Source organism: Bacteroides sp. FSHCM14E1 (assembly GCF_019633785.1).
Classification (GTDB): domain Bacteria; phylum Bacteroidota; class Bacteroidia; order Bacteroidales; family Bacteroidaceae; genus Bacteroides; species Bacteroides hominis.
The window spans coordinates 491616-506085 of sequence record NZ_JADKYL010000002.1; the positions used below are offsets into that span (position 1 = coordinate 491616).

The 14470-nt window shown below is 42.1% G+C and carries 13 protein-coding genes; all 13 read right to left on the reverse strand.

What is annotated here, in order from left to right; genetic code table 11:
• Positions 1-108: 108 nt before the first annotated feature.
• Positions 109-489 carry a preprotein translocase subunit SecG gene (gene secG / locus ISX59_RS05085; protein WP_005775827.1) on the reverse strand — a complete coding sequence of 127 codons (381 nt, stop codon included), beginning with the start codon at positions 487-489 and terminating at the stop codon, positions 109-111.
• Positions 490-493: 4 nt separating this feature from the next.
• Positions 494-1258 carry a hypothetical protein gene (locus tag ISX59_RS05090; RefSeq protein WP_005809945.1) on the reverse strand — a complete coding sequence of 255 codons (765 nt, stop codon included), beginning with the start codon at positions 1256-1258 and terminating at the stop codon, positions 494-496.
• Between the two features lie 5 nt (positions 1259-1263).
• Positions 1264-1785 (reverse strand): LptE family protein, encoded by a 522-nt coding sequence (gene lptE, locus ISX59_RS05095; protein ID WP_005775825.1) that lies wholly within the window; start codon positions 1783-1785, stop codon positions 1264-1266.
• Entirely contained in the window at positions 1772-2998 is a 1227-nt protein-coding gene (locus tag ISX59_RS05100; protein ID WP_005809949.1) for a sigma-54-dependent Fis family transcriptional regulator, read from the reverse strand. Before ISX59_RS05100 ends, lptE begins: the two co-directional genes overlap by 14 nt.
• A 24-nt stretch (positions 2999-3022) precedes the next feature.
• Positions 3023-4120: a 4-hydroxythreonine-4-phosphate dehydrogenase PdxA gene (gene pdxA / locus ISX59_RS05105; RefSeq protein WP_005775823.1), complete on the reverse strand. Its 1098-nt coding sequence runs from the start codon at positions 4118-4120 to the stop codon at positions 3023-3025.
• 4 nt (positions 4121-4124) lie between these two features.
• Entirely contained in the window at positions 4125-5171 is a 1047-nt protein-coding gene (locus ISX59_RS05110; protein ID WP_005775822.1) for a DUF4837 family protein, read from the reverse strand.
• Between the two features lie 75 nt (positions 5172-5246).
• Positions 5247-6281: a 23S rRNA (adenine(2503)-C(2))-methyltransferase RlmN gene (gene rlmN, locus ISX59_RS05115; protein ID WP_005775821.1), complete on the reverse strand. Its 1035-nt coding sequence runs from the start codon at positions 6279-6281 to the stop codon at positions 5247-5249.
• 177 nt (positions 6282-6458) lie between these two features.
• Positions 6459-8597, reverse strand: a complete 2139-nt coding sequence (locus tag ISX59_RS05120) for a peptidylprolyl isomerase (RefSeq protein ID WP_005775820.1) — start codon at positions 8595-8597, stop codon at positions 6459-6461.
• Positions 8598-8717: 120 nt separating this feature from the next.
• Positions 8718-9974, reverse strand: coding sequence for a hemolysin family protein (locus tag ISX59_RS05125; RefSeq protein WP_005809954.1), 1257 nt, complete (start codon positions 9972-9974; stop codon positions 8718-8720).
• 2 nt (positions 9975-9976) lie between these two features.
• Entirely contained in the window at positions 9977-10594 is a 618-nt protein-coding gene (gene lptC / locus ISX59_RS05130) for an LPS export ABC transporter periplasmic protein LptC (protein ID WP_005809955.1), read from the reverse strand.
• 4 nt (positions 10595-10598) lie between these two features.
• Entirely contained in the window at positions 10599-11924 is a 1326-nt protein-coding gene (locus ISX59_RS05135) for a hypothetical protein (RefSeq protein ID WP_005775816.1), read from the reverse strand.
• Positions 11925-11969: 45 nt separating this feature from the next.
• Positions 11970-13244: a hypothetical protein gene (locus ISX59_RS05140; protein ID WP_005775815.1), complete on the reverse strand. Its 1275-nt coding sequence runs from the start codon at positions 13242-13244 to the stop codon at positions 11970-11972.
• Entirely contained in the window at positions 13231-13962 is a 732-nt protein-coding gene (locus ISX59_RS05145; RefSeq protein WP_005775814.1) for a type III pantothenate kinase, read from the reverse strand. The genes ISX59_RS05140 and ISX59_RS05145 overlap by 14 nt, the downstream gene beginning before the upstream one ends.
• Positions 13963-14470: the final 508 nt, after the last annotated feature.

Genomic DNA, 14470 nt, shown 5'->3' on the forward strand with positions numbered 1-14470 from the left:
CTTGTATGCCTAACAAAAAGATACATTTTACGGCTAAAAACAAGTGAAGCTGCAAGTTTCGGTTTGAAATTGCAGCTTCACTTATCGTTTCTTAAAAAGAATCTGTTGTTAGTTTGCCGGGGTTGCCGGAGTTTCTGTTGCAGGTGCTTCAGCCGGAGCAGCAGCATCCGTCTTCGGTGCAGTAGTACCTACAGGCAGGTTATACGGGTTGGTCTGTTCTTCCTGCTGAGCCTGTTCCATGATGACATCTTGCGTTTTAGAAGAAGAAGTCGGAACAACATAAGCAGTAGCAATGCTCATCACAACCATAAATGCAGCTAAGCCCCAAGTTGCCTTTTCCAGAAAGTCTGTAGTTTTGCGTACACCCATAATCTGGTTAGATGACGAGAACCCAGAAGCAAGACCACCGCCTTTTGAGTTCTGAATCAACACAATGAAGCACATCAGTATGGCTGCAATAACCATTAAGATAACTAATAATAAGTACATTTTGTTATTTTGATTTAGCGTTAATAATCAATTTCTCTAAAAATCTGATTTGGTCTGCAAAGTAAGCATTTTTTTTTGGATATTTCAAACTTAATTTTTTAATAATTTCAAGTGCCTTGGAATATCGGTGCTGTTTGACATATATTTTGGCTAATGTTTCGGTAAAACAGCTATCATCTTCATCTTCTTCATGATGCGCCTCCCCCTCTTCTTCCACGGGAAGCGTTTCATTGTTAGCTGCGGGCTGCAGACGAATGGATGTTTCTCCCTCACTTCTCTCGATAAAGCCATCGATCAATTCATGCCCACGAAGTTTCGGAATCTCCGACTGTTCCGGAGCGGAATCTTCTTCATCTTCCTGTAACAGATAAGTAGTATAATCCGTTGAATAGTCCAGACTTGTCTGCCCGGAAACCTCTTCAGGCACAGTGGCCAAAAAAGCATCGATCAGGGAGAGTGTACGATCCAGACCGGGCTCTTCCTCCAACACTTCTGCTTCGGAAGGCATATTCTTTTTACGGGGCTTCAAAATATACCTCTCACCTTCAATCAGATAAAACAGCTTCCGGCGATCTGCCACATATAATATGGCTTTACGAAGCTCCGCACCGAAAGAGATATCGTGTAACAGATAAAGATTTTTAAGATAGAGTAAACGCAGCGACTGGAAATAAGGATAGCGTGTGACAAGTGTCCGCAACTCGTACAAAGTATCTTTATTCAGCGTTTCAGGATGCTGAATCCATTGTTGTAAATTAGCAGAAATCATCCCAATTACCAATTTGCTACCGTTGCATTAAATATTTGATCTGTAATCTCTTTGGTCATCTCCGCAATCAGTCCGTCCTGAACAGCTGTCAGTAACTCTCTTGAGTCGTAGACACGGAAAGCCGAGAATTGCTGTTCGAAGTCCTGCTCATGGTTCGTATTATTCACAAAACGAACATTTACCGTAATCGTCAGCTTCGTTTCAGAAGAGTATCCATCGGCCGAAACAGCTTGGTTATACTGGTTGTATCCGGTGATTTCTCCATCAATCTGAAGGTCGGCATTATTATTCACCAGCTTCAGGCGAGTCTGGCGAAGGAAGATATCTTTCAGATCTTCATTGAATTTAGTACCTAACGGTGCATAAACATAGTCCGACTTTATAGGAAAGTCGGCTATAGAAATAGTCTTTACCTTATCGTAATTGATATTACCACCATTAAATTTATAAGAAACAGTACACGAGATGCCCACTACCAGCGTGACAACCAGTAGTGAGATTCGCATTATCTTTTTATTCCAATCCATATTCTTTTATTTTTCGGTAAAGGGTACGCTCAGAGATATTGAGGTCCTTTGCCGCACTTTTTCGTTTGCCATGATGTTTCTCAAGGGCTTTACGTATCATTTCTTTCTCTACCTCGTCCAGCGAAAGAGACTCTTCAACATACTCTTCGGTATCCTGTATGTCATCGTCATCGGGACAATTAGGCTTGACCGGATGGATTAGGGCAGGTACAGAAGGCGGAGGCGTCACAACAGGAGCCGGGGCATAAAACGTACCAACATTGGAAGCTACAGCTCCGCGTTCGGACATGATTTCGTGCACAAGCTTTTTCAGTTCGGTCACATCCTGCCGCATATCAAAGAGAACCTGATATAAAATTTCACGTTCACTTTCAAAACTCTTCCCGGGCTTTACACCGAACAAAGCCGGCAGTCGTTGTGTATTCTGGGCAGGCAGATAGGTCCGCAAAATAGAAGCATTGATTTCACGATTTGTCTCAATGATGGAGATCTGTTCCGTGATATTCTTCAATTGGCGCACATTACCCGGCCATGAATATGACAATAAAACCTGTTTGGCATCTTCGGTCAGTTGTATCGCAGGCATACGATATTTCTCCGCAAAATCACTTGCAAATTTGCGGAACAGCAACAGCACGTCTTCTCCACGTTCCCGCAAAGGAGGAATCTGGATGGGTACCGTATTGAGACGGTAATACAAATCCTCACGAAAACGCCCTTCAGCAATGGCTTGTGTCAGATTGACATTGGTAGCAGCCACAATACGGACATCTGTTTTCTGCACTTTGGAAGAACCTACTTTTATAAACTCTCCGCTTTCAAGCACACGAAGCAAACGCGCCTGAGTAGGCAAAGGCAACTCCCCGACTTCATCCAGAAAGATAGTCCCTCCGTCGGCCTCGCCAAAATATCCTTTCCGCTCACCAATAGCACCTGTAAAAGCCCCTTTTTCATGCCCAAATAGTTCCGAATCAATGGTCCCCTCAGGAATAGCACCACAGTTCACGGCAATATACTGGCCATGTTTACGACGGCTATACTGATGAATAATCTGAGGAAAGCTTTCCTTGCCGACACCACTCTCTCCGGTTATTAGCACGGACAAATCGGTAGGCGCTACCTGTATGGCAACATCTATCGCACGCGTCAAGGCTTCAGTGTTACCAATAATACCGAACCTTAGTTTTACTTGTTGTATTTCCGCTTTTGTCATATTCGCACTAAACTCCCTTCCTGATTAAATATCGTCATCTACTGTATCGAGCTTCAGTTTATCACTGTCGTCTCTTTTTTCGTAATATTGTTTACGCAACGGATTGGCATGTGCTGCCTTTTCACGCTGGCGGTTACGGAATACATCAATCGCTACATAAATGGCTTGCCGGAATGAATCTTCACAAGCAACCCCTTTTCCTGCAATATCATAGGCCGTGCCGTGCGCCGGAGAAGTGCGTATCACAGGCAGACCTGCCGTATAATTCACACCTTCATCCATGGCCAATGCCTTGAAAGGTGCCAGTCCCTGATCATGATACATAGCGAGCACTCCGTCAAAATGGGTAAAATTACCCGATCCCATAAAGCCGTCAGCCGGATAAGGACCATAACATAAGATTCCTTTAGCAGCCATCTCCTGGATAGCCGGAGAAATGATCTCCTGTTCTTCCGTACCGAGCAACCCGTCATCTCCGGCATGTGGATTCAGTGCCAACACTGCAATGCGAGGTGCGCCGATTCCAAAATCCTGTTTCAACGAACGGTTGAAAATGACAAGTTTCTCCTGAATCAGCTCTTTGGTTATCGAAGAAGCTATCTCCCGAACCGGAATATGACCGGTCACCAAAGCCACACGGAAATCCTCCTTCATCAAGATCATCAGAGATTTCGAACCGTCTCCCAAACGCTCTTCAATATATTCAGTATGTCCGGGGAAAGCGAATCCTTCGGACTGAATTGTATGCTTATTAATAGGAGCTGTCACAATGACATCAATCAACCCTTCCCTGAACTCCTCTATCGCTTTTTCAAGTGCCCCTAAAGCTGCTTTACCGGCCTCCGGATCGGGTTTTGAAAACTCGACTTTCACTTCGTCATCCGTACAATTGACTACACTCAACCGATTGTGTGCAGCTTCTGCAGCAGTATTGACAATACTGAAGTTAGTAGGCAGATCGAGTGATTTACGGTGATATGCAGCCACCTTCGGCGAACCGTAAATGACCGGTGTACAAAGTTCCAACATGACGGGGTCGGCAAAAGTCTTCAAGATTACTTCGTATCCTACCCCGTTTATGTCTCCCTGAGTGATACCAATTTTTATTTTGTTATCTTCCATTTTGTTATTTGTTAGTTTTCTCCTCCTGCTCTATGCCCATCGGAATCTGCTCCTGCTTCTTCTCAGTAGGAAGTTGCAAAGTATACAGAGATGCTTCCAACATGCGCATCAGGTTACGTTTCAATTTATCTGGTGAGTAAATAAATACCTCTACAGTGACAATACGATGGTTAGCTTTGTCCAGACGAGTGTGCGAAACAAACGGACCACCCATGAAGTCACCCTTCATACGCCAAAGCCCACGTGCTTCCATTGTATAGTCGCCATGAATATCGATTGGACGAACCTCGACTGTAGTAGAGTCTGTCGACATATACATACCTTCTTTAGCTCCCGGAATATTAGCTTTCATCACAGAATCGCGTTTATGGATGAAAAACTCTTTCGTAAACGTATCCTTATCGGTATACGGATAAGAGTAGATCACAAAATTCTGATCAGCGGAAGCTGTATTCGTACCTGCCCAGAAGAAATCCTCTCCAGTCTTTGAACTGCCCAGCTCAGCCGGAAGCCAGATGTCGCTATCGAACATACTGTTAACCTTCTTCGAAATGAAATCATTGTGGTTTTTCTCTAACAAGGAAATCTGGCGATTCATCTCGGCACGGGTAAAGAAGTCGATAATTGCTTGCTTGTTTTCATTCACAAACTTTTCAAATGTAGCTTCGTCCGGAGCCTGAATAGTCAGAATCATCTGAGGAGATGCATATACATCCTTGGCATACTTAAATTTAGGCTGACTATAGATGTCCTGTATATCTACGATAATAATATTACGTACCAGCTTCAGGATAGCATCGAAATTGTTCGCAGAAGTAGACATGATTCTGAACGAACGTTCCGATTGCGGAAGTCCGGGTACATCTGTATCAAGCACATTGTACAAAGCTCTACCGGCAGGACGCTCCCACACAGGATTATCAACGACCACCAGGATTTCGTAAGCACGTCCGCTGGAAGTTGGAGTAAACACACTTTTCTTGCCGCCTTTACAAGAAAACAATACTACTGCTACAAGAGCCATACTGAGGTAAAACAGGTACTTTTTCATATGCATCAATTTTAATGTTTTCACAAAACTACGAAATCACCGTATACATATAGTCTACGAAGCTGATAATTTATATTAATTCTTGTCACTCTCTTCCTGCTTGGCAGTCGATAACATACCACAGGCAGCAAAAATATCTTCTCCCCTTGAAGCGCGAATCGTAGTAAACAATCCGTGCGACGTCAGATAATCACGAAATGCCATCATAGTCTCCATATCGGCACCTTCAAGATCCACTCCGGGAATGGCATGAAAGCGAATCAGATTCATCCGGCAATCAAGCCCACGAAGTAACTTTACCAGCTCTTTGGCATAAATCAACGAATCATTGACGCCTTTAAAAACAATGTATTCAAACGAAAGTCTGCGTTGTTTACTAAAATCATAGTTTTTTAACAGATCGACCATCTCTTTTATCGAGAAGGCTCTTTCGGCAGGCATCAACTCTGAACGCTGTGAAGGAAAGGGAGAATGCAGGCTGATGGCCAGATGGCACTCGCTTTCTTCAATAAAACGCTGTAGTCCCTTCCGTAACCCCACCGACGACAAAGTTATACGTTTTGGACTCCAACCGTATCCATACGAAGCTGTCAGGATATGCAATGCTTTTAAAACTTCATCCAAGTTGTCAAGCGGTTCACCCATCCCCATCATAACGACATTGGTCAACTTGTCCCGCTCCGGCAATGCCGCGATCTGATTTAAAATCTGATTGGCAGTCAGACTTGCTGTAAATCCTTGCTTGCCCGTCATGCAAAATTTGCAGTTCATTTTACACCCCACCTGGGAAGACACACACAGTGTCGCCCGGTCTTCATCAGGAATATATACCGCTTCAACAAAATGGTTCTCTCCCACGCGATAAAGATACTTCACCGTACCATCTATGGAGTGCATAGCATCCACGGGTGCGACTACTCCCAAATCGTACTCGCCTTTCAGCAATTCTCTATGCTTCAACGACAAATTAGTCATTTCGTCAATAGAAGTCACTTTTTTATCGTACAACCAGGAAGCTATCTGTTTGGCCGCAAAAGCCGGCATCCCCAAGTCTTTGGTAACAGATTGCAATTCGGTAAGAGTCATTCCTAAAAGCGGATATTTGGGCATATTTACTACAAATATTTATTTATTCATGCAAATGTAAGGAATAAAAGTTGATTTTTGAAAAGAGAAAGGACAAAAGTTAATAAGAAGAAGGAAAGAGAGAACAAAAAGAAAAGGCCATTCCACAAGGAATGACCTTTTATCTATAAAACTATTTTTAATAAAAAACGAGTCTTGTTTTTAGAAGAACAGGTAACGCTTGTCTTTTACATCACCTTTCAGATAAAGATCGTTCATGAAACGGGCAGCCAGACGGGCATGCATATTTTCCAGAGTAACCTCCTCTGCCTTGGCATCGAATGTTTCATTCAACTTATCTTTGGCATATACCTGCAATACAAATACACCGCCATTACCTTTGATAGGAGCGCTCAGTTTATTAATATCGGCTACCGATGCATAAGCACCTACCAGCGGTTCGCTACTACGCAAAGCAGCTACATAGGCAGGAGCCGCAAATGTTACGTGTTTCACTGAATCGCTCACTGCATTGGCCATTGATTTATACTGATCGAAAGAAGTTGCATTGGCAGCCTTCATGTCAGCCATAATTTTTTCAGCCTTCTTATCACGAATGATTTCTGCTCTTAACTGATCCTGAACCTGAGCCAAAGGACGATAACCTTCTTCGATCACGTTAACCAAGCCGACAACCAACATACGATCGCTCTCACCACATTCATACAAACCGGAAACTTCACCGGGTTTTGCAGCAAATGTCCATTTCAGAGCTTCTTTGGTTCCTCTGATACCACCGATTCCGTGTTCCGAGCTATACAAATCATTTCTTTCAAGCAATTTATAACCTGCTTCTTCAGCATTAGCCGCCATCTTTTCTACCGTCGGATTGGCTGCGATAAACTGACTGAAGTCATTATATGCCTTATTATAAGTTTCTTTACTGAAGTCAACTGCGCGTTTGATTACGGCAACTTTATATTTATCTTTCACAGCTTTCTTGTCAGTAACCTGCAAAATGATGTTACCCTGTCCCAATGCTACATTAGAGAGTTCGTTCACTCCCAGGTTGTTGATCGTGGTGATAAACTTCAGGTTGTCACCATCAATCTGTGCATTTTCGTAGTTAGCAGAAGAAATCCAGTTGGATTCACCTGTCTGTCCATACTTTTTAGCCAAAGCGGTGAAGTCGGCCCCACCTTTAATTGCTGTATAAATACTATCAGCCAAAACTTTTGTTTTAGCAGCATCTTCAGCATAAACCTGAATCTGACGGAACTGTACAGAATCGGCAGCAGCCACTTTAGACAAAACCTTGAAAGAGTTAATGGTATTATCACCGGCATTATAATAAGGACCATATACCTGTCCCACTGAAGCTGAATCCATCCGTGCAACTACATCTGACGGAAAAGCTCTTTTAGTGTAATACAAATCAACGTAAGGATATTCAGATCCTGTCGAACGGATGAAAGTAGTATAATCACCATTAGCAGTAGCCAACTGATTTGTATAATCAGTCACTTCCTGCTGAATAGCGGCTTTATCTTCCGCACTGGCAGTCACCTGTACGTCGATATATTTGATATTGCGTGTTTCAACATATTGTTTGAACTGTTCTTTCTTCTTATTATAGAGATCTTTCAGCTCTGATTCTTTCACTGTAATCGTAGAATCAACAATTGAAGAATAAGGCACAGCAGCCAACAGTACATCCGATTGGTTCACTCTTGCATCGAAAGCATCTTGTGCTTCAACCGGGTTAGAGAAAAGAGCCTTTGTCACCAATGCCTGATATTTTTCAGCCAGACGGCTCTGAATCAGAGTTTTTTCAACGAATGACCAAAGTTTATGCATGCCTTCATAGTATTCTACATATTGAGACGGCATCTTAGTTTTGTCCATTTTAGAATAGTCAGACAAAAATTTCTTCAACATATCTTTATCGAAAGCACCCGTTTGCGGATTGCGGAACGGAGTCTGTTGCAGCAACGGATTCACACCTTCGTTGATGATAGACTGAATTTCAGCCTTTGAAACTGTAATCCCCAGCTTCTTCGCTTCTTTTTCAATCAGTTTATTGTTCACGTAGCTACGCCATACTTCGTCTTTCACCTGATTGGTTTGTTCATCGTTCAATGAACTCATTCCGCTGGAGAACTTGATGACTTCAGTATATTCTTCTACCATATTCTGGTAGTCCTGAGCAGAAAGAGTTTCTCCGTTGACTTCGCCTACATCATGCGACTGGTGTGGCTGGAGAACTTTCCAGGCATCGCCCGCAATGAAAGCAAACAAAGCCAAACCAATAACGATCACCAACAGGGGTCCTTTGGATCTAATGTTTTGTAATGTTGCCATTTTGATTAATACGATTTATTTGTTATTATTATTTTCTTCATCTTTGGTTTTAGCGCACGAAGATACAAAAAATGCTAATATGCATCTATTTATTAGCTAAAAAATTACAGTTATCGATCATTATTCCATCACTTTCAGCCGAACAAGTTCGATTTTCGTTGCTGTAACCTTAATTATTTTAAACTGATATTTACCCACGGATACCAATTCGTGCAATTTTGGGAAACTCTGATACTGATTCAAGATTAATCCTCCCACTGTCAGATAGTCATCGGACTCCGGGAGGTCCAAATCGAAAGTTTCATTTACTTTCTCTATTTCAAGACGGGCCGAGAGCACATATTCATGCTCTCCGATTTGCTTGCAGATATAGGAAGTATTGTCATGTTCATCCTCTATGTCACCAAAAATTTCTTCAACAAGATCTTCCAGACTGACAATGCCCGAAGTTCCTCCGAACTCATCCACTACTACGGCAATAGTCTTCTTTTGCTGCATAAACAGTTTCATCAGCTTATGGGCAGCCATTGTTTCGGGCACAATAGGTACCTCTTTCACATGGTCGCGCCAGTCTTTCGGGTTACGGAACATTTCCGACGAATGAATGTACCCCACGACATTGTCTATGTTTCCGTCATAAACAATTATTTTTGATATTCCGGATTCTACAAACCGGTTTTTAAGTTCCTCAAGCGAGGTATCCAATGCAACGGCTACTACTTCCGTACGGGGAACAATGCAATCTCGTATTTTAACCGTCGAAAAATCGAGAGCATTCTGAAAGATTTTCACTTCTGTATCCAGGGTCTCTTCGCTTTCGGCATTATCTATACTCGACTGGACAAAATAATCGAGGTCTACTTTTCCAAAAGCTTTTGCCGAAGCCTCCTTATTCACTTTCATCCCGAACAGGCGAAGGAAAAGATAAGAAACTCCCGACGAGAATTTGGATATCGGATAAAGAATGATATAACAGATAAAAAGAGGAAGCGCACATACATTCAGAACCAGATTCGGATTGATCTTAAAAAGTGTTTTGGGCAAGAACTCTCCTGTTACCAGGATAATCAATGTAGAAATAACGGTCTGTATCAATACCATCACAAAATGATTGGTAATCCACCCGGCCAGCAAATTATCACCGATAATCTGTGCCATCAATATACCATAGATAACCAAAGCAATGTTATTCCCGACCAACATGGTAGAAATAAAATCATTCGGGTTCCGGAAGAAAAGCGAAAGAATACGAGACGACACTCCCCCTTTCCGATCCATTTCAAAACGAAGTTTGTCTACCGAAACAAAAGCAATCTCCATACCGGAAAAGAAGGCGGAGAATGCCATGGTTATCAACAGGTAAATAATGATACTCATAACTAATTTACAGAATCTGTTTTTGCCTTTTCGGCATCTTGATCAACATAAAATATACCGGCAATATTGTGAACAACCGGCTTCAGAAATCGGTCATCCGACTCAAAACCATATCCGGTTATCACCTGATCGGGCTGCTCCATCTGGACAAATTTATCGGTATATACTTTCTTGGTGGCTTCATTCCAGTATAATAATTCGGTACTGACATGATCTCCTTTCAGACTTTTAATGTCTACATTCCCAATAAGCTTCCAAAGCCGGTCACGGTCGTAATAATAAGCCGTATCTGCCTTTATACTTGCATCTACATGAAACAAGGAGTCGAACTGCTCCAAATAAATTCCTTTCTCAAAGGCCCAATACGAGGGTTTCTTCTTGTCAAAAATCAGCCACTCTTCAGTATTGACCCGATAACGCGTAACTCCGGAATCGGATATAAGAGTCGTCACCCCTCGCGTGTCCATGACAGGCAGGGAATCCCGTTCGGTAATGGCATCGGCCATTGCCTTATTTCTTCCGCCACAGGAAGAAAATAAAAGAAGCATAACAATTGCCCCGAAGACAATTGTTATGCTCAAACTTTTATTTAATAAACTGTTACTTTGTTGTCGCAACATAAATTTATCTGATCGTTGTAGTCTCTCCAATCCAGCCACCGATAGTGATGCGGTCACCAGCTTTGTAACCCAACATGAACAAGTCTTTAGCCTGCGGAGTATAAGCGGAATATCTACCGATCATTTTGTTAGCCTCTTCTGCAACACTCGGATCTACAGATTTAGCTTTCTGCAACTTATCAATAACCACAAAATAAGTACACTTATTCAATGCTGATTCATCACTCCAGTTCGGACTCATTGCATACAGGTTAGCAATAAGGATATAAGGAGCACCGTAGTTTTCATTGAAACTGATTGCTTTCTGAGCATATGATCTTGCCTGAGATAACTTCTTAGCAGTAGTTAAAACACTGGCAGCAGCATAAGCTTTTTCCGCTTTCTTCGCATTATCCGTTTCCAGATTAATCGCTTCATCAAAGAACTTCACAGAAGTTTCAATATCCCCCTTCTTATAAGCTTGGTAGGCACATCCTGTAGCAGCTTCAGCTGAAGGCTCTATTTTATACACATAGAATGAAGCTTGTTGATAGGCTTCACTATCTGTACATTTCATCATCTTCATAATGTCGATAACTTTCTTTAAATAAGCCAGATCTGTCTGATTAGCTTCTACTTTGGGAGCATAGATTGCTTGCAGTGATTCACAATCGGCTGTACCGCTATTGATGAACAGAGCTACCAGATTGTCTTTGATACCAGTAAGCGCTTTCTTTGTACTCTCTTTATCAGCAGCAGCTATGGCAGCATCCACATATTCGGATGCACTCAGGTAATCCTGAATAAACTGTTCTTTGTGGGCAGGATCTGTTTTCAGTTTATCATGTGACATTTGCAGGAAGTAGAATATAGTAGCTCCCGAAGATTCACCTTTTACAGCATCTACCGACTTTTTCAGCCACTCATAAGCCTGGTTTACATCCATTTTAGGAGCAAAGGCAATATAATCAACAGCCTTGATCCCCAAAGCTTCGTCCTCTGATGATACTTTCACACCTTTTCCCAAAAATTCCTGAGTATACTTCATACGAAGATCATGGGTATTCATCAACTCGTCAAAATACTGTTTGTATTCAGCAGAATTTCTGTCTTTGATCTGTCCCAGCAACCCTTTCAGAATTTTATAACCGTCTGTGAAGGTATAGAAACGAAGAGTCGGACAGTTCTCCAAAACAGCTTTCCACGGAGTATAGGCATCTTTAAAGTTGCCTGCTTTCACCGCTTCGTGAGAAATACTACTGTTCGAATTACAATTAGCGTCGTCCTGTGCTACCACAGTTGTTGCTCCCGCCGAAAGAAACAACACAGCCACAAGCGTTTTAATTTTCATTGTATCTAAATTTTAGTTGTTATATAATACCGTCTATTCTTTCTGTTATTTTACTTTACGTTTGAAGAACCAGCCTTCATTAAAGGTAATTCCAAGACTCAACCGCAATGTATTTTCATCTACCATACCAGCTCTCAGTCCGTGTACTTTAATGTATTGGGCTGAAACATTGATTAGCGAACGTGACCCCGGAAGCGGTAACCCCAAACCGGCTGTCACTCCATACTCACGAGAAGCTCTCTCCCCCCCTATCTTATAGTAGGGTTCCGAATAATATCCGCCAACACGATATTTAATATGTGCCAGATAACTGCGTGAAAAACGATTCGGCATATATTCGGCACCTACTGAAATTTTCATTGCATCGCAAAAGGCGTTAGGCTGATTCATATAGGTTACATCTCCCCATTTCTGCAAATTAAAATCTGCACCAATGATCAGACGTTTGTCATATTCGTAGGTGAGTCCCACTCCAAAACTGTTTGGTGTCCCATAGGTGGCCACCGTATCGATAGTGCTCACCGCAACTGTCTGGTTACTATTGGAATTGGTAAGTGTTGCCCTTTGCACATAAGCTTCATTATGCAAATCTTTTTTAGGTGAGAACACAACTCCTAAAGTAACAGCATGTTTTCTGCCAAACTGTTGTGTATACTGTGCCCCAAAATCCAATTTATAGTCGCGAACGGACAAATAATCAACATTTTGAAAAGCAAAAGCATTTTCATTATTCGGGAAAGCAATGCGTGCCGTACGTGTTATTTCACCCCAAAAGTAAGACACATTCGCACCGACAGACAAATTTTTAAGCACTTTCACTCCAAAACCTACATAAAGCTGATGCAACCCGCCGTCTCCGGAAAATGTAGTCACATTCTGCGCATCTTCCGACGCAACGTCTTTATCTGCTTTTGCCATGCTATAGCCGACACTCGAATAAGGCAACAAACCAATACTCATGGCTATCCATTTTTGCAAACGGAACTGCATGGCGATGTAGTCAAAACTTGAATTTTTCGCATTCAGCTTTGTTCCTTCACTACTGAAGTTGGTATTTTGCATCGAAAACCCTCCGTCGAAAAGAAAAGTCAACGAATCAATCGCTGTGTAAGAAGCAGGATTTAACGGATTAATATGTGATCCATTGCGCAACCCATAAGCAATCCCTCCCATTGCTTTACTATTTGCAAATGACTGATCAGCCAACTGACCATAACCATATCGTGTATAAGGAGAGTTTGTATTATTTTGAGCGATTGCCACTCCGGGTAATAATATCGTGAGCAGAAGCGCACAAAGTGTCTGTTTATATCCTACCATTATTATAGTTTAATATTCTATTTAATCCTTTCAACACTAAAAATCTATCTGCAAAGATGACACTTTTTAATTTCGTATCAAAAGAAAAATCATCTCCGCCCGTTAAAAAAACCAAAAGTTCAGGATATTTATGCTTCATAGCCGTAATATACCCTGCAATTTCGTATTCTATCCCTTTTTTCACTCCGGAACGAATGGCTGTTTCAGTATCTTTTCCCATATCCGGCAGGCGTCCTTCCGCATTGATCAAAGGCAAACGCCCGGTGAACTGATGAAGCGCTTTGAGACGCATCCATAATCCGGGCGAAATATTTCCACCATGATATTGCCCCAAAGAGTCAATAAATTCATAAGTGATACATGTACCCGCATCAATCACCAGAATGTCTTTACCGGGAAACTGATCGTTGGCCGCTACAACAGCAGCCATTCGGTCATAGCCGAGAGTTTCAGGTGTTTCATACAGATTCGTTACCGGAAGCGGCGTATTGCAATTCAACCATAAAATGGGTACAGGGAGCTTACCCAACTGAGCCAACACACATTCGTTTAAGTCTATAACAGTGGCAACAATTGCTTTTCGAACATTATATTTGCTGCAAACTGCCTCTAAACAATCCAGAGATTGATTAGAATCGTAAACAACTTCTACCATAGAAGTTTGGTCAAAAAGCGCTACCTTGGCTACTGTATTTCCAATATCGATAATTAAGTTCACTTTCTCTCTGTTTGAGGGTGCAAAGATAAGGGATAAAATTTATTTGCATACTGAAATAAGAAATAAAAAGCATTGGGAGGCAAAGAAAAGCCCCCAAAAGACGACTTGACGAGCTATCGAAGAAACACGTTTTAAAACAGAAAACCCGCCTGAAAAAGCGCACGAAAAGGAAGACAGAAAACCCAAAACCAAACATCCAGTTTTCACCATTGATTAGCAACGCCTTACGTATGTATAAAAACCCAGAAAAACCTACAATACAATACAGAACAATACAATACAGAACATAACAATAACAGAAGAAACAAGATACCGCCGCTGCCGATGCCATCCCCGGTAAACTTATCACAAAAAGATTTGTAGCCCGGCGCTCCGGCCCCGTAGCCCGGCGGTCGGATGTATGCAGCCCGGCGCTCCGCAATCTGTAGCCCGGCGCTCCGACACAAACAGCCCGGCGGTCGGGAAAAAGTGACAGATTTATTCACTTAATCGAGTATTTTATCCCGCA